The organism is Niveispirillum sp. FG156 (genome assembly GCF_057809555.1).
The window spans coordinates 96,448-116,207 of the sequence record NZ_JBMDKE010000007.1; the positions used below are offsets into that span (position 1 = coordinate 96,448).

A 19,760-nucleotide genomic window follows, 5' to 3' on the forward strand; every position below is an offset into this window, starting at 1 on the left:
AGGATGGCCGACTTTTTCCACATGGGCGGATACGCCATCTATGTCTGGTCCAGCTATGGTCTGGCGCTGCTGGTCCTGGTGGGCCTGCTGCTGGCCAGCCTGGGCACACTGCGCCGCAAGGAACGCCTGCTGCGCAGCCTGGAACAGACATTGCCGCGCCGCCGCCGCCGGGCCGGGGCCGGCGACGCGGGTGGGGAGGAAACGCCATGATGACGCGCAAGAAGCGCCGTCTCTATATGCTGCTGCTGGCGCTGGCCGGTCTTGGCACCGCCACGGCCCTGACCCTGACCGCGTTTGAAGAGAATGTGGCTTTCTTCTTCTCCCCCTCCGATCTGGTGACCAAACCGCCGGGCGACAAGCGGGTGCGGGTCGGCGGGCTGGTCGAAGGCGGGTCGGTGGTGAAGGTCGATGACGGTGTCTCCACCCGCTTCACCATTACCGATACGGCCCATTCCGTGACCATCACCACCGACCGCCCCCTGCCCGACCTGTTTCGTGAGGGGCAAGGCGTGCTGGTCGAAGGGCGCATGGGGTCCGACGGCGTCTTCGTGGCGTCGGAGGTGCTGGCCAAGCATGACGAGAAATACATGCCCAAGGAAGTGGCCGACGCCCTGAAGGCATCGGGCCAGTTCAAGCCGGAATTGCCGGGCAAGCCGGTCTATGAGGCGGGGAAGTAACAGCGTAGGTCAGGTCGAGGGCGACGCCCGAGCCCTGACAGTGCAGGATTAAGAGCCTTATTGATAGGATGGTGGTGGGCGATGAAGCAGCACCGATATCGCTTGAGCGCAGGCATGGACGCCAATACCCGCAAGGGTCGGGCGCTGGCCGATAGCATCGATGCCGCTGCCGCTGAGGGTGCCATCACCGGCCCCGTGCCTGTTGCCCAACTTGCAGAGATCATGCGGCGGCTTGACGCGGAATGGGATGCTGCCGACGAGTTGGATCGTCGCATGTCTGACATTGCCGGTCGTGGAACTGTGGCGTTTGCCCGGTGAGCGGCATCGATACGGAACCTGCATTACCACTAAATTTGTACCCTGCTGCGGTACAGGATCTGGTGGATATTTTACGCGAAAGCCGCAGTCAATTCGGCACCCATGTTGCGCGGCAAAGTCGTGATCGGTTGTATGCTCGCTGCGAAGCAATCAGAAAAGGTTTGGAGAAGGGACACCAGCGTGCCGATGTTCTGCCCCGAAACCCGACACGATTTGCCAATGAAGCGCCTTGGGTCATCGCGTTCGACCCACAGAGCCGAAATGTTTATCGCATCATTCATGGACACCGACACATGCCTTCATTGTTCGGTCGCTCCCGGAGCAAGTAGGAACACCTGACCATGATCCCCGAGATCGGACATTACGCCCTGGTTCTGGCCCTGCTGCTGGCGGTGGCGCAGTCGGTGATGCCGCTGGTGGGGGCGGCCCGGCGGGATGTGGCCTGGATGGAGACGGGGCGGATGGCGGCGTTCGCGCAGCTGGCCGCCATCACCATTTCGTTCGCGGCCCTGATGCAGGCGCATGTCGTTTCCGACTTCTCCGTTCTGAACGTGGTGAATAACAGCCACAGCCTGAAACCCATGCTGTACAAGGTGGCGGGCGTCTGGGGCAACCATGAAGGGTCCATGCTGCTCTGGGTCTTCATGCTGGCCCTGTTCGGGGCGGCGGTGGCCGGGTTCGGGCGCAATATTCCGCCGACGCTGAAGGCCCGTGTGCTGGGCGTGCAGGGCCTGATCGGGGTCGGGTTCCTGCTGTTCATCCTGATGACCAGCAATCCGTTCGCCCGCGTCTATCCGGCGCCGTTCGACGGCAATGACCTGAACCCGCTGTTGCAGGACCCGGGTCTGGCCTTCCACCCGCCCTTCCTCTATCTGGGCTATGTCGGTTTCTCCGTCGCCTTCTCCTTTGCGGTCGGCGCCTTGATTGAGGGGCGGGTCGATCCCGCCTGGGGCCGCTGGGTGCGGCCCTGGACGCTGGTGGCCTGGACCTCGCTGACCATGGGCATCGCCATGGGCTCCTGGTGGGCCTATTATGAGTTGGGCTGGGGCGGCTGGTGGATGTGGGACCCGGTGGAAAACGCCTCCCTGATGCCCTGGCTGGCCGGGACCGCCCTGCTGCATTCCGCCATCGTGGTGGAAAAGCGGGACGCGCTGAAAACCTGGACCATCCTGCTGGCCATCCTCACCTTCTCGCTCTCGCTGCTGGGCACCTTCCTGGTGCGCTCAGGCGTGCTGACGTCGGTCCATGCCTTTGCCGTTGATCCGCAGCGCGGGGTGGCGGTGCTGGGCCTGCTGATCCTGGCCACGGGCGGCGGGCTGCTGCTGTTCGCGTTGCGGGCGCATGTGCTTAAGATCGGCGGGCTGTTCGCGCCGCTCAGCCGTGAGGGCGCGCTGGTCATGAACAATCTGCTGCTGTCGGTATCGGCGGCGGTGGTGCTGATCGGCACGTTGATGCCGCTGCTGCTGGATGCGTTCGGGCACAAGATTTCGGTGGGCGCGCCCTATTACAATTTCATCACGCCCTTCCTGACCATCCCGCTGATCCTGGTGATGGCGCTGGGCCCGTTCATGCCGTGGAAGCGGGCGGATCTGCCGGGCGTGCTGTCGCGCATGTGGGTGGTGGCGCTGCTGACGCTGGTGTCGGTGATGCTGGCTTTGTGGCTGGCGGGCGTGAAGCCGGTAATGGCGCTGGTCGGCATCGCCATGGCCGCCTGGGCCGGGTTCGGCGCCCTGTGGGAAGTGGCCGACCGTGTGAAGCTGTTCCGGGTGCCGCTGGCCGACAGCCTGTCCCGCGCCAGGGGTCTGCCGCTGGGCGCCTGGGGCACGGCGGTGGCGCATGCCGGCATGGGCACCGCCATTGCCGGCATGGTGGGCACCAGTTTCTGGCTGGCCGAAGATGTGCGGGTGATGAAGCTGGGCGACAAGGCCAGCATCGCCGGCTACGAACTGGTCCTGGACAAGGTCGAGGACCTGAATGTCGCCAATTACCGCACGGAAATGGGCCATTTCAGCGTCAGCCGCGATGGCGCCCCCGTTGCCCGGATGAAGGCGGAGCGCCGCTGGTATCCGGTGGCCAAGATGCAGACGACGGAAGCCGCCATTCACACCACCTTCTATTCCGATCTGTATGTGGTGCTGGGGGAGGAGAACGGGGCCGGCGGCGGCTGGGTGGTCCGGCTGTACCACCATCCGCTGGTGCCCTGGATCTGGATCGGGTCGCTGGTCATGGTGCTGGGCGGCTGTCTCAGCCTGTCTGACCGGCGGTTGCGGGTGGGGGTTCCGTCCCGCCGCGCGGCCCCCGTCTCTCCCGCCCTGCAACCCGCCGAATAAGAGCATCAGCATGAGCGCCGTTACCCGTCACCGCCTGCTGCTGCTGTTGCCGCTGGCTGTCTTCCTGATCCTGGGTGGCTATTTCGCGCTGGGCCTGACCCGCGACCCGTCGATCCTGCCCTCCATGCTGATCGACAAGCCGGCACCGGTCTTCGCCCTGCCGGGCCTGTCGGAGGGGGAGAAGGGCCTGTCCAACGCCGACCTGACGGGCAAGGTGCAGCTGATCAATGTCTTCGCCAGCTGGTGCGCGCCCTGCCGCGTGGAACATCCGCTGCTGATGCGGCTGGCCAATGAGCAGGGCGTGACCATCCACGCCATCAATTACAAGGACAAGCCGGACGCCGCGAAGGCCTTCCTGGCGCAGATGGGCAACCCCTATACCGCCATCGGTGCCGACAAGGATGGGCGTGTGGCCATCGATTTCGGCGTCTATGGCGTGCCGGAAACCTATGTCATCGACCGCCAGGGCCGCGTGCGCTATCGCCATGTCGGGCCGCTGATGCCGTTCGACGTGGAAGAGAAGATCCTGCCCATGATCCGGGAGCTGTCGAAATGAGGGGATGGCTTGGGTGGTTTTCTCCACTGTCATCCCCGCGAAAGCGGGGACCCAGCGAGAGCAGCGATAGCTGCGACATGGCCCATATCGGCGCTGACCGCGCCTCACGCTGGGTCCCCGCTTTCGCGGGGATGACGTTGGTTAAAGCCTTGGCGGTGGTTACTCTTACCGCCACCCTCTCCCTTCCCGCCCTGGCCGTGATGCCGGATGAAAAGCTGGCGGACCCCGTGATGGAGGCCCGCGCGCGGGAGATTTCCAAGGAATTGCGCTGTCTGGTCTGTCAGAACCAGTCCATCGATGACAGCAATGCCGATCTGGCCCGTGACCTGCGCGTGCTGGTGCGCGAACGGCTGGTGGCCGGGGACAGCAATGAACAGGTCCTGGCCTATGTCCATGACCGCTACGGTGATTTCGTGCTGCTGCGCCCGCCGGTGACGGGATACACGGCCCTGCTCTGGGGCGGGCCGTTCGCCCTGCTGCTGCTGGCCGGGTTTGGAACCGCACTTTATATGCGCCAGCGCCGCCGGGATGTGGACAGCATGCCGGCCCCCGCCCTGACGGCGGAGGAAGAGGCGCGGCTGGCGGCCCTGTTGAATGATGACAAGCCGGGGGTTGGGTGATGATCGGTTTCTGGCTGGTCGCAGCCGCCCTGACGGCGCTGGCCCTGCTGCCCTTGTTGCGCACCCTGCTGCGCCCGCCCCCGCCGCTGGAAGGCGCGGCGGCGTTTGCGCAGGGCGTCTATGCCGCACAGGTGACGGAGATCGAGCGCGACCTGAAACGCGGCATCCTGTCCGACGATCAGGCCCGCGCCGCCCGCGCCGAGGTGGGCCGCCGCCTGCTGTCCGTCGCGGATGAGGCATCGGTGGCCAAGGTGGAGGCCGCCGCCAAACCGGCGCAGCGCACGGCCCTGGTGGTGACGCTGTTGCTGCCGCTGGCGGCGCTGGGCGTCTATCTGCCGCTGGGTCACCCCAACCTGCCGGCCGTACCCTTTGCGACCCGCCCGCCGGAGGCCCCCGTGCCGCCGCAGGTGATGGAGGCCGTGGCCAAGCTGGAAGCGGCATTGAAGGATAATCCCGACGATGTCGGCGCCTGGGGCCTGTTGGCCCAGACCTATGGCGCTATGAGCCGGCCTGCCGATGCCGTCAATGCCTGGCGTCAGGTCCTGCGCCTGTCGCCCGGTAATGGCAGTGTGCAGGGTGCGCTGGCCGAGGCCCTGACTGTCGCCGCCGATGGCGTGGTGGGGGAAGAGGCGGTGGGCCTGTTCACCGAGGCGGTGGCCGCCGACGCCATGGATGTCCGTGCCCGGTACTATCTGGGCATGGCGCGGGTGCAGGCGGGCGACATTCGCGGCGCGCTGGACCGCTGGACCGCGCTGGTTGCCGACAGTCCCGCCGATGCACCCTGGCTGCCCACGGTGCGGGCGCGCATCCATGATGCCGCCACCCAGGTCGGCCTGGACCCCATCGCCATCACCCCATCGCCCAAGCCGGCCAGCGCTCCGCCGCCGGCACCGGGTGGTGGTGGCGCACCCGCCCTGTCGCCCGAACAGATACAGGCCATGGCGGGGATAAGCCAGCAGGATCAGCAGGCCACCATCAACAGCATGGTGGACGGGCTGCAGGCCAAGCTGAAGGATAATCCCGGCGATGCCGATGGCTGGATGCGGCTGGCCCGCGCGCGGGAGGTGCAGGGCAACCTGGACGCCGCGCGCGACGCGCTGCGCGGGGCGGTAAAGGCCGATCCCACGCGGTTGCCGGCCTGGCTGGACCTGTCGCGCCTGACGGCCCCCGACGATGCGCAGACCCAGGGCAGTCCGGAATTCCTGGACGCCATGGCCAGGGTGCTGGACCTGGCGCCCGACAATCCGCAGGCGCTTTATTACCTGGGGCAGCAGGCCGCGAACGAGGGCAAGAATGACCGGGCACGCGATCTATGGGGACGGCTGCTGAAACAGCTTCCCGCCGACGCGCCGCAGCGGCCCGAACTGCAACGGCGCATGGACAGCCTGAAATAAGGTTTGTTCCCCTATTGTTCTTGAGAGGCGTCTGAGGCATCCTGTAGCGTCTTCCCGACCCATAGGATGGATAATGACCGCGATCACGCTGCCGCAGGCGCTTTCCTTCCGGTTGGACCGTCAGCACCTGACCAACCCGGCGGCGGATGCGCTGATCGCGGCGCGGACCCTGATCGGGGCGCAGGCGCAGGTCCATTCTGCCGCCATCCTGCAATTGCGGGCGCGCAGCGTGGCGGGGGCGACGGATGGGGATATCGACCGCGCGCTTTATCAGGATCGCAGTCTGGTGAAACTCTGGGCGCAGCGTTCCACCCTGCATCTGACAGCCGCCGCCGACCTGCCCATGATCCTGGGCCTGCGCCGGGAATATGTCGCCGGTTACCATAATTGGTACGCCAAGGAAGGGTTGAGCCTGGATCAGATCGACACGCTGGTCGCGGCGGTGGTGCGGGCGCTGGAACAGGGCGCGCATAGCCGCATGGACCTGTCACGCCGTCTGGTGCCGACCTTGGGCGAATGGGCGCGGCCCATGCTGGAACATAGTTGGGGCGGGATCATCAAGCTGGCCTGTGCACTGGGCCATGTCTGTCACGGGCCGGCGGACAAGGGCGATGGCGCGCGCGAGGCCCTGTTCGTGCATCTGGCGCAATGGCTGGGCCATGCCCCCGTGGTGCCGGACGCGCGCACGGCCATGGCCGATCTGGCCCGCCGCTACCTTGCCGTCTATGGCCCCGCCACACCGGCGGATTTCAAGAAATTCGTGGGCTTCTATGCCGGGCCGGCACAACAGGCCTTTGCCGATCTGGGCACAGAGATCGTGCCGGTGATGCTGGCGGGCAAGAAGGCCTATGTGCTGGAACGCGACATGGCCGACCTGCTGGTGGCGGAACCGGCGGAGGGGCAGATCAGCGTGCTGGGCCTGTTCGATCCCTATCTCCTGGCCCATGCCGATACGGGCCAGTATCTGGAGGACCGGTTCCGGCCTGCCGTGTACCGCGTGGCCGGCTGGATCAGCCCCGTGATCCTGCGCCAGGGCCGGGTGGTCGCCACCTGGTCGCATAAACGTGTGGCGGGGCCAAAGGGCAAGGGCGCGTGGGAGGTGCAGGTCACGCCGCTGGAACGGGTCTATAAGAAGGAACTGCCGGCGATGACGCGGGGGTTGAGGCGGTTGTCGGGCGGGCTGCCGGTGGCGGTGACGGGGGTTTGAGGGGGGCGTCTGGCCCTCACCCTCCCATTGGCTGACACCAATGGGCCCCTCCCTCTCCCACGTTCGTGGGCGAGGGGTGAAGTTTCGCCCCTCGCCCGCTTGGCGGGAGAGGGAGGGGCCCGAACGCGCCAGCGTTGGGGAGGGTGAGGGAGCGACGCCCCCACGCAAAAAAGGCCGGAGGATCGCTCCCCCGGCCCTGATCGCCCCGCCCCGGTCATCGGCGGGAGGGTGGACGGTCTGTTTACGCGGCGGTACGGATACCGGCGCGCACGACCTTTTCGTCCACCTGGTCGGCGAACTGGGTGAAGTTGGCCTCAAACCGGCGGGCCACCTCATGCGCGGTGGCGTCAAAGGCCGACTTGTCGGCCCAGGCGTTGCGCGGCAGCAGCACATCCGTCGGCACCCCGTCACAGCCTTCCGGCACGGCCAGACCGAAATTCGGTTCCGGCTTGTGGCTGACGGTGGCCAGCTTGCCCGACAGGGCGGCGTTCACCAGGGCGCGGGTATGGCCGATCTTCATGCGGCTGCCGGTGCCATAGGCGCCGCCCGTCCAGCCGGTATTGACCAGCCAGCAATTGGCGCCATGGGCCTTGATCTTCTCGCCCAGCAGCTTGGCATAGACGGTGGGATGGCGCGGCATGAAGGGGGCGCCGAAGCAGGTGCTGAACGTCGCCTGCGGCTCCGTCACGCCCTTTTCCGTGCCGGCCACGCGGGCCGTGTAACCGGACAGGAAATGATACATGGCCTGTTCGGATGACAGCTTGGAAATAGGCGGCAGCACGCCGAACGCATCCGCCGTCAGCATGATGATGTTCAGCGGCTGACCACCCAGGCCCGTGTCCGACGCGTTCGGGATGAAATCGATCGGGTAGGAGGCGCGGGTGTTTTCCGTCAGGCTGGCATCATCCAGGTCCAGTTCCCGGCTCTGCGGGTCCATGACGACATTTTCCAGGACCGTGCCGAAACGGCGGGTGGTCTCGAAAATCTCCGGCTCGGCCTCTGCCGACAGGCGGATGACCTTGGCATAGCAGCCGCCTTCGAAATTGAAGACGCCACGGTCCGACCAGCCATGTTCATCATCGCCGATCAGGGTACGCGAGCTGTCGGCGGACAATGTGGTCTTGCCCGTGCCCGACAGGCCGAAGAAGATGGCCGTATCGCCATTGGCGCCGATATTGGCGGAGCAGTGCATGGGCAGCACGCCCTGGCCCGGCAGCAGGAAATTCAGGATGGAGAAGATCGACTTCTTGATTTCCCCGGCATAGGAGGTGCCGCCGATCAGCACCAGCCGGCGCTTGAAATTGATCACCACGAACACGTCGGACCTTGTGCCATCACGCTCCGGCACGGCCCGGAAATCGGGGGCCTGAAGGACGGTGAAGGCCGGCTCAAACGCCATACGGTCCTTCAGGGCCGGGCGGATGAACATATTCTGGGCGAACAGATTGTGCCAGGCATGCTGGGTCACGATGCGCACTGGCAGGCGGTAGGCGGCGTCGGCCCCGGCATAGAGATCCTGCACGAAGACCTCGCGGTCCTGGAGGAAGGCCGTAACGCGGGCATGCAGCCGGTCGAACGCCTCTTCCGTGAAGGGCTTGTTGGGACCCCACCAGATATCATCGGCGGTGGTCTCTTCCTTCACCGTGAACTTGTCGTTGGGCGACCGGCCCGTATGCTGGCCCGTGATGGCGACCAGGGCGCCGTCCTTGGACAGCTTGGCCTCGCCACGGCGCAGGGCCTGCTCATACAGCGCACCAGCGCTCAGGTTCCAGTGGGCGGCCTTCAGATTGGTCAGGCCCAGATAGTCCAGACCGTAGCTGCTGATGACGGGACCGGTATGTTCCACGTTGGGTTTCTCCCTCTCCAGTGTCGACTTTGGACGCCGTCCCCTTTTGGTGGGGATCGCCCTCGGTAGTGCCGGATGGAGCACTACGGGGCATTTTATGTAACGGCGCCGATAGCATTACCGATCCGCGCCGATGCGCGCAAGCCTGTCACCCCTGCGACAGACATGCACGGGCGTCAAGGCGGAGGGAGAAAACTCAAGGATGAAGGCCCAGTGCCGGGCAGGAGCGGGCCAGCTTTCCTGCGGCCTCTGAGGTTCTGACCAGGGTCGAGAGCTGGTTGCCATAGTCGAGGATATGCCGCGTCCGGTCGGGGGTGTCGAGCTTGTCAGCACGGGCGGCCATGGCCATGAAATCCGGTAGTGCCGTTGAGGCCGTTTCACCGCCGTTCAGTCTGTCCAGCAGGCGGGCCAGGGCGCGGGAGAGCAGCTCCACCCCATCATCCCCGGTTCGCGCCGCTGCCGCGAAGGCCTCCAGCTCCGCCTTCGCGGCGGCGGCGTCATCGGCGTAGTTATCGCGGAACCGGTCGCACGCTTCCACCAGCCTGTCCTTCTCCAGCCGCATATAGATGGTGGTGGAGGGTGAGCAGGCGTGGCAGAAAGGGCCATAGCTCTCAAACGTGTTGATGATGCCGGTGATGATGATGTCGGGATTGGACCCGGTCACTTCGCGCAGGCCGATGCGCTTGTTCTCGGGTTCTACAGGCAGCAGCTGACCACCTGCCAGCCGCAGCGGCAGCAGCTTCTCACAGGTCCAGCAATTGCCACCCGTGGCGGCCTCGATCAGCAGCAGCGGACCCCAGGCGGTTTCCACCACAGGGTCTTCAGACGGCGAAACATACCGCTCCACCGGTGGCAGGGCGACGCTCGCTACCCGTCTGGGCCGTGCCTTGTCCGTCTGGTGATAGAGCGTGACGGTCGTTGACAGGCCTTCCTCCGGCTCTTTGAACGGGTCCAGGCAGGGCCGCCAGCCCACCACCACCCATTCCCCGCCCTTGGCTGCCGCTGACCGCCCGACGCCGGTCAGGGCCAGGGTGGGTTCGGCAATCCCCTCTGCTGCCAGGGCAGCCGCCATCTCCATCTCCTCCGCCGACTGGCATTCCGCGACCGGGCGGGCTGTGGCGGTTTGGATGGAAAGGCAGAGGGTCAGGGTGGCGAGGAGGAGGGGGAGGCGCATGGTGCGGCGGGTCCGGTTGTGGAGCCTCTTCCTTGTGCACCATCGCGCCCCGCATGGCGAGGGGGTGCCTCAGGCGGGATGGGCGCCGGCCTTGCCCGCCAGTTCCAGCGCCTTGGCCAGGGCGTCATCGGCCGGGGTTTCCACATCGGGCGGCACGCCCTGGCCTTCCCAGCCCCAGTCATTGTCGGGGTTGTAGGTGCGGCCCACGGGGATGAAGGTGCCGAAACGCTCACCCACCGGCTCCACCCCGCCATAATGGCCGGCGCCATAGGTCTTCTCCCCCACCAGGGTGGCGCGCTTGGTGCGCTTGAAGGCCAGGGCCAGATGTTCGGCGGCGGACGCGCTGCGCCGTGAGGTCAGGTAATAGACCGGCACGGATTGCAGGCGCATTTCCGTCAGGTCGGGGGTCACCGTGTGATCCTGCCGCACGATGCCGCCGGGGGCGACGCGGTTGACCAGCGAGGCGAAGGAGGGCATGCCGCGCGCAAAGGCCGAGGCGCGGGTATCCATGCGGACCAGGGTGGTCGGCTGCGCATAGAGCAGGGGCAGGATGGCATCCATCTCCGCCAACCCACCACCCCGGTGCGGGCGGGCATCAATGATCACGGCTTTGGCCTTGCCGGCATTGTCCAGAAGGAAGCCCCGCGCCTGGGCGATCATCCCCTCGTCTCCCATGAAGGCGTTGAAGCGCAGATAGGCGACATCGCCGATCATCTTCACCTCTTCCAGCCCCGGCGGGCCATTGGCCTTGGTGCTGGCCGGGGCGTCGGGGGCGGGTTTGCGCGGGGTGCGGCTGGCGAAAACCTCCTGCGGGGCCAGACGCAGATGACCATCCTTGGCCACGGCCTGCAGGTCGGCGGTGACCTTCTCCCCAAAGGCGGTGGGGTCGGTCAGGTCGGCATAGGCATCGGCCTCCGCCTTCTGACGCAGCAGTGTGGCGTAACGGCTGCCGATATCGGGAAAGACGAAGTTGTTCTCCAGACTGTCGGCAAGATCGCGCAGCACCGCCTGACGTTCCGTCCTGTCCATGGCTTTTACCGGCGCCGTTGCGGGCGCGCCGTCGGGTGCCGTCTGGGCCAGGGCGGGAAGGGTCAGGGCGCTGGCGGCGGCCAGGGCGAGGGTGAGGAAATGGCGGCGCTGCATCATGGGCTTTCTCCGGTCCGGTGCCTTATGGCATGGGATAGGTCAAAGCATCCGGCGTGCCAGGGCATAAGTATCTGTAATCGTGTATTTTTCATGAGGGCGGGCACTGTCCGTTTCCGAACGTTTGTCCGAAACCGGACAGTGCCTGTCCGGTATGCGATGGCGTGCCGGGGCGCATCGGCAATGTCAGCCCCCGTTCCGCGCCCTGGACACCAGCCGCACCAGTTCCGCCCGCGCCATCTCGGCGTCGCGCACCCTTTTGCCAAAGGGCAGGCGAGCGGTCAGGGGGCCGGTGGACAGGTCGCAGCCATCGGGATCGATCCCGGTCAGCCGCCAATCGCCCGCCGGTTGGTCCAGAAGCCGGGTGGCATAGAGGGCCAGTGCGTCGGCATGGTCCTGGTTCATATGGGCCACGATATCGTCATGACGGGGTACCAGCGCCTGCCAGTCAGCGGGCGGCAGACGCAGCAGGTCGGGTTCCAGGCTGTGGATGCGCCCGAACCCGGCCACCATATGGCCCCGTTTCGCCGTCACCCGCCACAGGGCGAAATCGCGGAAGCCGGCATAGGCGCGAGATGATGGGTGGCGGGCGATGAACCGTTCCAGCAGCATGGCATCGCCCGTCCGCTCCGCCACGCCCTGCACCGACAGGCGCGGACCGGTCAGGCGGTCGGCATGGCCCGCCGTGGCATCGAACAGCAGACCGCAGCGGCCATCGGCCTCCAGATTGCGGGTATGTTCGGCCAGACGTGAGATCAGCAGCAGGGGGCTGGCATCCAGGTCGAACGCCACCAGCACCAGCGACGGGCTGGGCCAGCCTTCCATCCCCCCCTCCATGCCGGGCCGTGACAGGGTGGCCAGCGTCGCCTGCATCGCACCCCGCATCAAGGTGCGGGCGGCCAGACCGATATCGTCGGGCCTACCCGTTGCCTCCTGATCTTCGCCAACCGCCATAAGACCGCCCTTTCTATTCTTGTTCCCTCAGGCGCCGGGCGACGACCAGACGAACGGTAAGTCACGCTCACCATTCGTCCTAAGGCCGTTCTATGTCGTCACGACACTTCCCCACGCCGCATTGATGACATATTGAAAGGGCAGTTGGATTTGGCAAAGCCGGTCCTTCGGAAGTAATACCGAAGAGAGCGCCCGCAGGCTGGAGAAGAAGCGTGTCCCAAGTGATCGCCCTGGTCGATGACGACCGCAACATCCTGACGTCCGTGTCCATCGCGCTGGAAGCCGAAGGCTATGAGGTTCGCACCTATGGCGACGGTGACGAGGCACTGCGCGGCATCACCTCCCGCCCCGTCGATATGGCCGTTCTGGACATCAAGATGCCGCGCATGGACGGGATGGAACTGCTGCAGCGCCTGCGCCAGACCACGCAGATGCCCATCATCTTCCTGACCTCCAAGGATGATGAGACGGACGAGCTGCAGGGCCTGCGCATGGGGGCCGACGATTACATCAAGAAGCCGTTCAGCCAGCGCCTGCTGATCGAGCGCATTAAGACCCTGCTGCGCCGGACCGAGCTGGCGCAGGGCAAGGGGACCGCCCCCGATCCGGGCCAGACCCTGGTGCGCGGCGAGCTGGTGCTGGATGGCGCCCGCCATCTCTGCACCTGGAAGGGCAAGGAGATCGACCTGACGGTCACCGAATTCCTGCTGGTCAAGGCGCTGGCCATCCGTCCCGGCCATGTGAAGAACCGCGATCAGTTGATGGATGCCGCCTATGGCGAGCATATCTATGTCGATGACCGCACCATCGACAGCCACATCAAGCGTCTGCGCAAGAAGTTCAAGGTCGTGGACGACGATTTCCAGCAGATCGAGACGCTGTACGGCGTTGGTTATAAGTATAAGGAATAAGGGGTGGAACGCCCGTTCGGCGACAAGGCTGGCGGCGGGAAGGCAGCGGCGGAAACGCCCGCCCGGCGGCGGGTGCGGCATTTCTCGCCCCTGACGCTGCGCATCCTGGCGGTCAATATGCTGGCGCTGGCCATCCTGCTGGGGGGCCTGCTCTACCTGTCCACCTATCAGCAATGGCTGATCGACAAGGAACTGTCGGCCCTGTCGACGGAGGCGAAGATCTTCGCCGGTGCCTTGGGCGAAGGCGCCATGCAGCCCGCGACGGACGAGTTCAACGAGCCGACCAACCAGCTGTCCTATGAGCTGGCGCGGCAGATGGTGCGGCGTCTGGTGGAAACCACCGACACCCGCACCCGCCTGTTCGCGCCCAATGGTGAATTGATCGCCGACAGCCGCGTGCTGGGCGGGCCGAAGGGGACCGTGCAGATCGAGGAGCTGCCGCCGCTACGCGACGGCAACCGCCTGACCGAGATCGGCATCGCCATCTATGACTATATCGTCAATGCCGTGCCGGAGCGTGAGCATCTGCCCGCATATCCCAGCGAGAAGGACCCGACGGCGGAGAGCTATACCGACGTCATGAAGGCCCTGGCGGGTGAGGTCGGCAACAATGTCTGGCGCATCGGGCGGCCCGATGGCCGGTCCGACATGGTGCTGACCGTGGCGGTGCCGGTGCAGCGTTATAAGAAGGTGCTGGGGGCTGTCTATATCTCACGCGGGGGGGCGGCGGTGGATGTGGCCGTGCGGGAATTCCGCATGGATATCCTGCGCCTGTTCGCCATCACGCTGGGCGTGACGGTGCTGCTGTCCTTCTATCTGGCGGGCACCATCGCCCGGCCCATCCGCCGTCTGGCCCAGGCCGCCGATGAGGTGCGCCATGGCCATGGGCGGCAGGTCACCATCCCCGATTTCTCCCGTCGCCGGGATGAGGTGGGGGACCTGTCGGAGAGCCTGCGGGAGATGACGGACGCCATCTGGAACCGCATGGACGCGATCGAGCGCTTTGCCGCCGATGTGGCGCATGAAATCAAGAACCCGCTGACCAGCATGCGTAGTGCCGTGGAAACGGTGCAGCGTGTGAAGACCGACGAACAGCGTCAGCGGCTGCTGTCCATCATCCACCACGATGTCCAGCGCCTGGACCGGCTGATCAGCGACATTTCCAACGCCAGCCGCCTGGATGCCGAACTGTCGCGTGCGCGTGCCGAACCGGCGGATGTGGGCCAGATGCTGACCATGCTGGCCAATATCCATGATGCCACCCTGGGCAATGCCGAAGCCCTGCGGGAAGCGGCGGCGGAGGCTGGCGGCGACGTTGCCGACGCGCCCGCCCCGGTCCGGGTGGAGGTGGAGATGCCCAACACCAAATCCGGGCTGGTGGTGCCGGGGCTGGCGGGCCGCCTGACCCAGGTGTTCCAGAACCTGCTGTCGAACGCGCTGTCCTTTTCCCCGCCGGGCGGGGTGGTGCGGTTCAAGGTGCGGTCCCTGCCCGACCGGGTGGAGATCACCTGCGAGGATCAGGGGCCGGGCATCCCGGAGGGCAAGCTGGACGCGATCTTCGACCGATTCTACAGCGAACGGCCCAAGTCGGAAGCGTTTGGCAAACATTCCGGTCTGGGCCTGTCCATCTCCAAACAGATCATCGACGCCCATCAGGGCCGAATTTTCGCCGGCAATATCAAGGGTGCGGATGGCGGCGTGCAGGGCGCGCGGTTCACGGTGGTGCTGCCGCGTTGATCGGCACCGTTGCTCCGCGGATTACGCTGCGCTAATCCGCGCTACACATGGATCGACCGTTCGTAGCGCGGATTAGGCGAAGCCGTAATCCGCGGAAAGCCGCCCGCAGAACGGCGATCACCCCGCCGCCTGTCGCCGGTCGCGGGCAATGTCGAGGAACACTTCCTCCAGATTGTCGCGGCCATAGCGCGACAGAAGCTCGGCGGGGATGCCCCGGTCCACGATGCGCCCGCCCTTCATCATCAACACCCCGTCGCACATCCGCTCCACCTCCGCCATGTTGTGGCTGGCCAGCAGGATGGTGGCGCCGGTGCGGGCGCGGTAGCGTTCCAGGAAGTCGCGTACCCAGTCGGCAGTGTCGGGGTCCAGGCTGGCCGTCGGTTCATCCAGCAGCAGCAGTTCCGGGTCGTTCAGCAGGGCCTTGGCCAGCGCCACGCGCGTCTTCTGTCCCGCCGACAGGTTGCCCGACGGACGGTTCAGGATGGCCGCGAGGTCCAGTTCGTCGGCAATGCGGGCGATCCGGTCCTTCAGATGCGTCAGGCCATAGAGATGGCCATAGACGGTCAGGTTCTCCCGCACGGTCAGGCGGTGGGGCAGGTCGACATAGGGGCTGGAGAAATTCATGCGCGGCAGCACGCGGTAGCGTTCCGTCAACATGTCATGACCCAGCACCCGCACCGTGCCCGATGTCGGCAGCAACAGCCCCAGCAGGATGGAGATGGTGGTGGTCTTGCCCGCCCCATTGCCGCCCAGCAGCGCCACCGTTCCACCCGCCGGCACCTCGAAGCTGATGGCGTCCAGCGCGGTATGCGCGTCGAACCGTTTGGTCAGCATATCGACCTGGATGGCGGCAATAGCGGTACGGGGGACATCCAACGGCATGGGAACGGCTTATGGTCTTTCTGCTGGGGGGGAACTAGATTGCCCTCTGCTCCTTCCGGGCGGGACGTTCAAGAGCATGGGATATGGGGATGAGCGACGCAATCACCAATAGTGCCGCCAATAGTGTCGGCGTGATTCAGGGTGGACGTTCCGGCCCGGCCCTTGCCGCCGCCGAGGGGCGGGTCAGTGCCCGCACCCTGATCACCATCCGCTGGATCGCGGTGGCCGGGCAGTTCGCGACCCTGACCACGGTCATGGCCCTGTTCGAATTCGAACTGGCGCTGGCCCATGCGCTGGCCGGGGTGGCCGTGTCGGTGCTGGTCAATCTCTATGCCGCGCGGCGGGTGGCGGCCCACCCGTTCCTGGATGACCGGGAGGCCGCGCTGTATCTGGCCTATGACATGGTGCAGCTCACGGTGCTGCTCTATCTCACGGGCGGCCTCGACAATCCCTTTGCCGTGCTGATGCTGGCGCCGCTGACGGTGGCGGCCAGCACGCTGGGCCGGGCGGCGGTGATCCTGCTGGCGGTATTGGCCGTCTGCTGCTTCACCGGTCTGGCCCTGGTCGCCATGCCGCTGCCCTGGCCGGGGGTGGAGCCGGCGGGCCTGCCGCCGCTCTATCGGTTCGGGGTCTGGGCGGCGCTGACCCTGTCGGCGGGCTTCATCGCCGCATATCTCTATCAGGTGGCGGACGGGGCGCGACGCCTGTCAGGGGCGCTCAATGCCAGCCAGGATGCCCTGGCACGGGCACAGCGGGCCTCTGCCGTTGGCGCCCTGGCGGCGGCGGCGGCGCATGAGCTGGGTAGTCCGCTGGGCACCATTGCCGTGGTGGCCAAGGAACTGGCCCGCGACATTCCGCCCGACAGCCCGATTGCCGAGGATGTGGCCCTGCTGCAAAGCCAGGTGGCGCGCTGCCGCGACATCCTGGCCGAACTGTCGCGCCGGCCCGGCGATACGGGCGGGGCGGAACCGATCGTGCCCCTGGCCGCCTTGATCGAGACGACGGCGGCACCCTATGTTCGCCACGGCATCGAACTGAAGATCGAAACCGTGGCAGAGCCGGAGGATGGCGCGCCGCAGGTGCAGTCGGTGCCGGAAATGGTGCATGGGCTGGCCAATATCCTTCAGAACGCCATGCAGTTCGCCAGCGAACAGGTGACGGTGACGGCGGACTGGACCGCCCCCGGCCTGACCCTGACGGTGCAGGATGACGGGCCGGGATATCCCGCCACCGTCGTGGGGCGTCTGGGCGAACCCTATGTCAGCGGGCGCAACCCGGCAGCGCGGGAGGCGGCGGGCAATATGGGCCTGGGCCTGTTCATCGCGCAGACCCTGCTGGAACGGTCCGGCGCGTCCGTTCGCTATATGAATGGCAGGGCTGGCGGCGCCGTGGTGGTCATTCGCTGGAAACATCCTACATTCACCGTGTAGAAAGCTTTGTGATCTAAAAAGAACGCCCAATCGAAGAAGGGACCCCGGACCATGACGGATGCGGCGCTGGAAGCCGGCGAACAGCCGAAACTGACCTTCACGGGCGATGCCTCGCGCTCGCTGCTGATCGTGGATGATGATGCGCCCTTCCGCACCCGGCTGGCCCGTGCCATGGAACGGCGCGGCTTCGATGTGGTCGCTGTCGACAGCGTCAATCTGGGGATCGAGGTGGCGCATGAAAGCGCGCCGCGCTTCGCCGTGGTCGATCTGCGCCTGGGCGACGGGTCGGGCCTGGATGTGGTCAAGGCGCTGCGCGATGCGCGGCCGGAGGCCCGCGTGGTTGTGCTGACCGGGTACGGCAATATCGCCACCGCCGTCGCCGCCGTGAAGTTCGGCGCCGTCGATTACCTGCCCAAGCCTGCCGATGCCGATGCCGTGGAAGCAGCCCTGCTGACCGATGGCCCCCTGCCGCCGCCGCCGGAAAGCCCGATGTCCGCCGACCGGGTACGTTGGGAGCATATCCAGCGCGTGTTTGAACAGTGTGACCGCAATGTCTCCGAAACCGCCCGCCGGCTGAAGATGCATCGCCGCACCTTGCAGCGCATCCTGAACAAGCACGCACCCAAGGCCTGACCGGCAAAGGCCGAAGCACTGGCGGCGGGGACGGGTCACGCGCTATCCTGCCGGTCCCGTTCCCGCCGCCCCATGTGCTTCATGACCGACCTTCACAGCCTGATCGACGCGCTTGCCGGTTCCCGCATCCTGGTGGTGGGGGATATCATGCTGGACCGGTTCACCCGGGGCCGGGTGGAGCGTGTGTCGCCGGAAGCGCCCATCCCCGTTCTGCGCGTGCTGAATGAGGCCACGATGCCGGGCGGTGCCGGCAATGTCGCGGCCAATCTGGCGGCCCTGGGGGCCAGGACACAGCTTGTATCGGTGGTCGGGGATGATGCGGCGGGCCGCGAACTGTTGGCCCTGGTCGCGGGTCTGCTGGGCTCTGCCGATGGCATCCTGACCGTGGCGGGCCGGCCCACCACCACCAAGACCCGTTTCATCGCGGGCGGGCAGCAATTGCTGCGCGCCGATGCCGAAACCGATGCGCCGATGGCCGATGCCGATGGCGCCCGCCTGCTGGCCCTGGTGGCTGAACGGCTGCCCGATGCCGGTATCCTAGTCCTGTCCGATTATGGCAAGGGCGTGCTGACGCCCGATCTCGCGGCCTCCATGATCGAACTGGCCCATGCCGCCGGTGTGCGGGTGCTGGTCGATCCCAAGGGGCGCGACTATCGCCGCTATCGCGGGGCCTTCTGCATCACCCCCAATGCCGGCGAGTTGGCCGAGGCGACGGGGATGCCGGTGCGCGACGATGCTGGCGTCATCGCGGCCAGCCGCGCTCTGCTGTCCGATTGCGGTATCGGGGCCGTCATCGCGACCCGCAGTGAACAGGGGATGAGCGTGGTGCCCGCCGACGGGCCCGTCATCCATCTGCGCGCCCAGGCGCGCGAGGTGTTCGATGTCTCAGGCGCGGGCGATACGGTCGTCGCTGTGCTGGCCGCCGCCATCGCGTCGGGGGCCGGTCTGGCCGATGCCGCCATGCTGGCCAATATCGCCGCCGGCATCGTGGTGGCCAAGGTGGGCACGGCAACGGTACGCCCCTCCGAACTGCGCGATGGGGCCGGCCTGACCCTGGCCACGGGGCAGGGGGGCAAGCGGGTGACGCTGGACCGTGCCGTCGAACAGGCGGAACGCTGGCGCCGGCAGGGCCTGCGCGTCGGCTTCACCAATGGTTGTTTCGACCTGCTGCATCCGGGCCATGTCAGCCTGATCGCTCAGGCGCGTGCCGCCTGTGACCGGCTGGTGCTGGGCCTGAACAGCGATGAAAGCGTGCGCCGCCTGAAGGGCCCGACACGGCCCGTGCAGAACGAGGCCTCGCGCGCTACCGTCCTGTCGGCGCTGGGCGATGTCGATCTGGTGGTATTGTTCGGGGAGGATACGCCGCTGGACCTGATCCGCGCGCTGCGCCCGGATGTGCTGATCAAGGGGGCCGATTATACCGTGGATACGGTGGTCGGGGCCGGGGAAGTACAGGGCTGGGGCGGGCGTGTGGTCCTGGCGGAACTGACCGAGGGACAGAGCACCACCGGCACCATCGCCCGCATGAAGTAAAAAACTATACCAAGGGCAAGAATTCCTGACCGGTCATATCACCCCGGTGGTTTCATCGTAGCGCGGATTAGCGAAGCGTAATCCGCGGAGCAACACCGTGGACCGGGTTCCCGCGGATTACGCTTCGCTAATCCGCGCTACGCAACAGGTTCTCTCAGGTCACTGCAAACTCAGCGGCTCCATATCGTGCTGGCGCACGGTGGCGAAGGCCACGTCCTGGCGTTCGACAAAGGTCAGGATGGTGCCGTCGGCGGCATGGATCGCGTAACCGGGCTTGCCCTCATTCTGGGTCGGCTTGACATAGGCCAGGTCGTTCACGCCGAAGGCGGCGAAATCCTTGGGGCTCAACCGGCGCAGATACTGAATGGTCGGATTCATGTCCCCGCAAACTCCACGTCATTTCCCTGCTTGCGTA

The 19,760-nt window shown here is 66.3% G+C and carries 20 protein-coding genes; 14 read left to right on the forward strand and 6 right to left on the reverse strand.

Features of this window, described 5'->3' with window-relative positions; translation table 11 throughout:
- Nucleotides 1–3 precede the first annotated feature (3 nt).
- The 9 genes from ccmD (at nucleotide 4) to ACODSP_RS06185 (ending at nucleotide 7,102) form a co-directional block, all read left to right on the forward strand.
- Nucleotides 4–210, forward strand: coding sequence for a heme exporter protein CcmD (ccmD, locus tag ACODSP_RS06145; protein ID WP_102112602.1), 207 nt, complete (start codon nucleotides 4–6; stop codon nucleotides 208–210).
- The gene (ccmE, locus tag ACODSP_RS06150) at nucleotides 210–677 is read left to right on the forward strand and encodes a cytochrome c maturation protein CcmE (RefSeq protein ID WP_488964812.1); all 468 of its coding nucleotides are present in this window, start codon (nucleotides 210–212) and stop codon (nucleotides 675–677) included. The genes ccmD and ccmE overlap by 1 nt, the downstream gene beginning before the upstream one ends.
- A 114-nt stretch (nucleotides 678–791) precedes the next feature.
- Nucleotides 792–995, forward strand: a complete 204-nt coding sequence (locus ACODSP_RS06155) for a hypothetical protein (RefSeq protein WP_488964742.1) — start codon at nucleotides 792–794, stop codon at nucleotides 993–995.
- Nucleotides 992–1,324 (forward strand): type II toxin-antitoxin system RelE/ParE family toxin, encoded by a 333-nt coding sequence (locus tag ACODSP_RS06160; protein WP_488964743.1) that lies wholly within the window; start codon nucleotides 992–994, stop codon nucleotides 1,322–1,324. Before ACODSP_RS06155 ends, ACODSP_RS06160 begins: the two co-directional genes overlap by 4 nt.
- Before the next feature lie 12 nt (nucleotides 1,325–1,336).
- Entirely contained in the window at nucleotides 1,337–3,325 is a 1,989-nt protein-coding gene (locus ACODSP_RS06165) for a heme lyase CcmF/NrfE family subunit (RefSeq protein ID WP_488964744.1), read from the forward strand.
- Between the two features lie 10 nt (nucleotides 3,326–3,335).
- Nucleotides 3,336–3,881, forward strand: a complete 546-nt coding sequence (locus tag ACODSP_RS06170; protein WP_488964745.1) for a DsbE family thiol:disulfide interchange protein — start codon at nucleotides 3,336–3,338, stop codon at nucleotides 3,879–3,881.
- Between the two features lie 137 nt (nucleotides 3,882–4,018).
- Nucleotides 4,019–4,501, forward strand: coding sequence for a cytochrome c-type biogenesis protein (locus ACODSP_RS06175; RefSeq protein ID WP_488964746.1), 483 nt, complete (start codon nucleotides 4,019–4,021; stop codon nucleotides 4,499–4,501).
- Nucleotides 4,501–5,895, forward strand: a complete 1,395-nt coding sequence (ccmI, locus tag ACODSP_RS06180; protein WP_488964747.1) for a c-type cytochrome biogenesis protein CcmI — start codon at nucleotides 4,501–4,503, stop codon at nucleotides 5,893–5,895. Before ACODSP_RS06175 ends, ccmI begins: the two co-directional genes overlap by 1 nt.
- Nucleotides 5,896–5,968: 73 nt before the next feature.
- Complete coding sequence (locus ACODSP_RS06185) at nucleotides 5,969–7,102, forward strand: winged helix DNA-binding domain-containing protein (RefSeq protein WP_488964748.1); 1,134 nt, start codon at nucleotides 5,969–5,971, stop codon at nucleotides 7,100–7,102.
- 241 nt (nucleotides 7,103–7,343) lie between these two features.
- Here ACODSP_RS06185 and ACODSP_RS06190 read toward each other — a convergent pair whose 3' ends face one another.
- The 4 genes from ACODSP_RS06190 to ACODSP_RS06205 all read right to left on the reverse strand — a co-directional run bounded on the left by ACODSP_RS06190 (nucleotide 7,344) and on the right by ACODSP_RS06205 (nucleotide 12,219).
- Nucleotides 7,344–8,948, reverse strand: a complete 1,605-nt coding sequence (locus ACODSP_RS06190; protein ID WP_488964749.1) for a phosphoenolpyruvate carboxykinase — start codon at nucleotides 8,946–8,948, stop codon at nucleotides 7,344–7,346.
- 196 nt (nucleotides 8,949–9,144) lie between these two features.
- On the reverse strand, nucleotides 9,145–10,122 hold the full coding sequence (locus ACODSP_RS06195) for a hypothetical protein (RefSeq protein ID WP_488964750.1): 978 nt from the start codon (nucleotides 10,120–10,122) through the stop codon (nucleotides 9,145–9,147).
- 69 nt (nucleotides 10,123–10,191) lie between these two features.
- On the reverse strand, nucleotides 10,192–11,268 hold the full coding sequence (locus ACODSP_RS06200; protein WP_488964751.1) for a S41 family peptidase: 1,077 nt from the start codon (nucleotides 11,266–11,268) through the stop codon (nucleotides 10,192–10,194).
- Nucleotides 11,269–11,451: 183 nt separating this feature from the next.
- Nucleotides 11,452–12,219: a HugZ family pyridoxamine 5'-phosphate oxidase gene (locus ACODSP_RS06205; RefSeq protein WP_488964752.1), complete on the reverse strand. Its 768-nt coding sequence runs from the start codon at nucleotides 12,217–12,219 to the stop codon at nucleotides 11,452–11,454.
- Between the two features lie 212 nt (nucleotides 12,220–12,431).
- On the opposite strand from ACODSP_RS06205, the gene ACODSP_RS06210 reads away from it, so the two are divergent.
- Together ACODSP_RS06210 and ACODSP_RS06215 are read left to right on the forward strand one after the other, a co-directional pair.
- A complete protein-coding gene (locus ACODSP_RS06210; protein WP_054167965.1) occupies nucleotides 12,432–13,130 on the forward strand; it encodes a response regulator transcription factor in 699 nt (232 codons plus the stop codon).
- A 3-nt stretch (nucleotides 13,131–13,133) separates the two neighbouring features.
- Nucleotides 13,134–14,867, forward strand: coding sequence for a stimulus-sensing domain-containing protein (locus ACODSP_RS06215; RefSeq protein ID WP_488964753.1), 1,734 nt, complete (start codon nucleotides 13,134–13,136; stop codon nucleotides 14,865–14,867).
- 117 nt (nucleotides 14,868–14,984) lie between these two features.
- Here ACODSP_RS06215 and ACODSP_RS06220 read toward each other — a convergent pair whose 3' ends face one another.
- A complete protein-coding gene (locus tag ACODSP_RS06220; RefSeq protein ID WP_488964754.1) occupies nucleotides 14,985–15,749 on the reverse strand; it encodes an ABC transporter ATP-binding protein in 765 nt (254 codons plus the stop codon).
- 89 nt (nucleotides 15,750–15,838) lie between these two features.
- Between ACODSP_RS06220 and ACODSP_RS06225 the strand changes: the two genes are divergently transcribed.
- The 3 genes from ACODSP_RS06225 to rfaE1 all read left to right on the forward strand — a co-directional run bounded on the left by ACODSP_RS06225 (nucleotide 15,839) and on the right by rfaE1 (nucleotide 19,345).
- Nucleotides 15,839–17,179: an ActS/PrrB/RegB family redox-sensitive histidine kinase gene (locus tag ACODSP_RS06225; RefSeq protein ID WP_488964755.1), complete on the forward strand. Its 1,341-nt coding sequence runs from the start codon at nucleotides 15,839–15,841 to the stop codon at nucleotides 17,177–17,179.
- A gap of 51 nt (nucleotides 17,180–17,230) precedes the next feature.
- Entirely contained in the window at nucleotides 17,231–17,812 is a 582-nt protein-coding gene (locus tag ACODSP_RS06230; protein WP_082372285.1) for an ActR/PrrA/RegA family redox response regulator transcription factor, read from the forward strand.
- Nucleotides 17,813–17,893: 81 nt separating this feature from the next.
- On the forward strand, nucleotides 17,894–19,345 hold the full coding sequence (gene rfaE1, locus ACODSP_RS06235; RefSeq protein WP_488964756.1) for a D-glycero-beta-D-manno-heptose-7-phosphate kinase: 1,452 nt from the start codon (nucleotides 17,894–17,896) through the stop codon (nucleotides 19,343–19,345).
- A 159-nt stretch (nucleotides 19,346–19,504) separates the two neighbouring features.
- On the opposite strand, the gene ACODSP_RS06240 is transcribed toward rfaE1, so the two are convergent.
- Nucleotides 19,505–19,723 (reverse strand): DUF1150 family protein, encoded by a 219-nt coding sequence (locus ACODSP_RS06240; protein WP_054167962.1) that lies wholly within the window; start codon nucleotides 19,721–19,723, stop codon nucleotides 19,505–19,507.
- Between the last annotated feature and the right edge of the window lie 37 nt (nucleotides 19,724–19,760).

What these genes read in the sequence shown, in the direction of transcription:
- ACODSP_RS06170 (WP_488964745.1), top strand. Translation starts at nt 3,336, where the DNA reads ATGAGCGCCGTTACCCGTCACCGCCTGCTGCTGCTGTTGCCGCTGGCT.
- ccmD (WP_102112602.1), top strand. Translation starts at nt 4, where the DNA reads ATGGCCGACTTTTTCCACATGGGCGGATACGCCATCTATGTCTGGTCC.
- ACODSP_RS06165 (WP_488964744.1), top strand. Translation starts at nt 1,337, where the DNA reads ATGATCCCCGAGATCGGACATTACGCCCTGGTTCTGGCCCTGCTGCTG.
- ACODSP_RS06195 (WP_488964750.1), bottom strand. Translation starts at nt 10,122, where the DNA reads ATGCGCCTCCCCCTCCTCCTCGCCACCCTGACCCTCTGCCTTTCCATC.
- rfaE1 (WP_488964756.1), top strand. Translation starts at nt 17,894, where the DNA reads ATGACCGACCTTCACAGCCTGATCGACGCGCTTGCCGGTTCCCGCATC.
- ACODSP_RS06185 (WP_488964748.1), top strand. Translation starts at nt 5,969, where the DNA reads ATGACCGCGATCACGCTGCCGCAGGCGCTTTCCTTCCGGTTGGACCGT.
- ACODSP_RS06205 (WP_488964752.1), bottom strand. Translation starts at nt 12,219, where the DNA reads ATGGCGGTTGGCGAAGATCAGGAGGCAACGGGTAGGCCCGACGATATC.
- ccmI (WP_488964747.1), top strand. Translation starts at nt 4,501, where the DNA reads ATGATCGGTTTCTGGCTGGTCGCAGCCGCCCTGACGGCGCTGGCCCTG.
- ACODSP_RS06155 (WP_488964742.1), top strand. Translation starts at nt 792, where the DNA reads ATGGACGCCAATACCCGCAAGGGTCGGGCGCTGGCCGATAGCATCGAT.
- ACODSP_RS06200 (WP_488964751.1), bottom strand. Translation starts at nt 11,268, where the DNA reads ATGATGCAGCGCCGCCATTTCCTCACCCTCGCCCTGGCCGCCGCCAGC.
- ACODSP_RS06225 (WP_488964755.1), top strand. Translation starts at nt 15,839, where the DNA reads ATGAGCGACGCAATCACCAATAGTGCCGCCAATAGTGTCGGCGTGATT.
- ACODSP_RS06220 (WP_488964754.1), bottom strand. Translation starts at nt 15,749, where the DNA reads ATGCCGTTGGATGTCCCCCGTACCGCTATTGCCGCCATCCAGGTCGAT.
- ACODSP_RS06240 (WP_054167962.1), bottom strand. Translation starts at nt 19,723, where the DNA reads ATGAATCCGACCATTCAGTATCTGCGCCGGTTGAGCCCCAAGGATTTC.
- ccmE (WP_488964812.1), top strand. Translation starts at nt 210, where the DNA reads ATGACGCGCAAGAAGCGCCGTCTCTATATGCTGCTGCTGGCGCTGGCC.
- ACODSP_RS06230 (WP_082372285.1), top strand. Translation starts at nt 17,231, where the DNA reads ATGACGGATGCGGCGCTGGAAGCCGGCGAACAGCCGAAACTGACCTTC.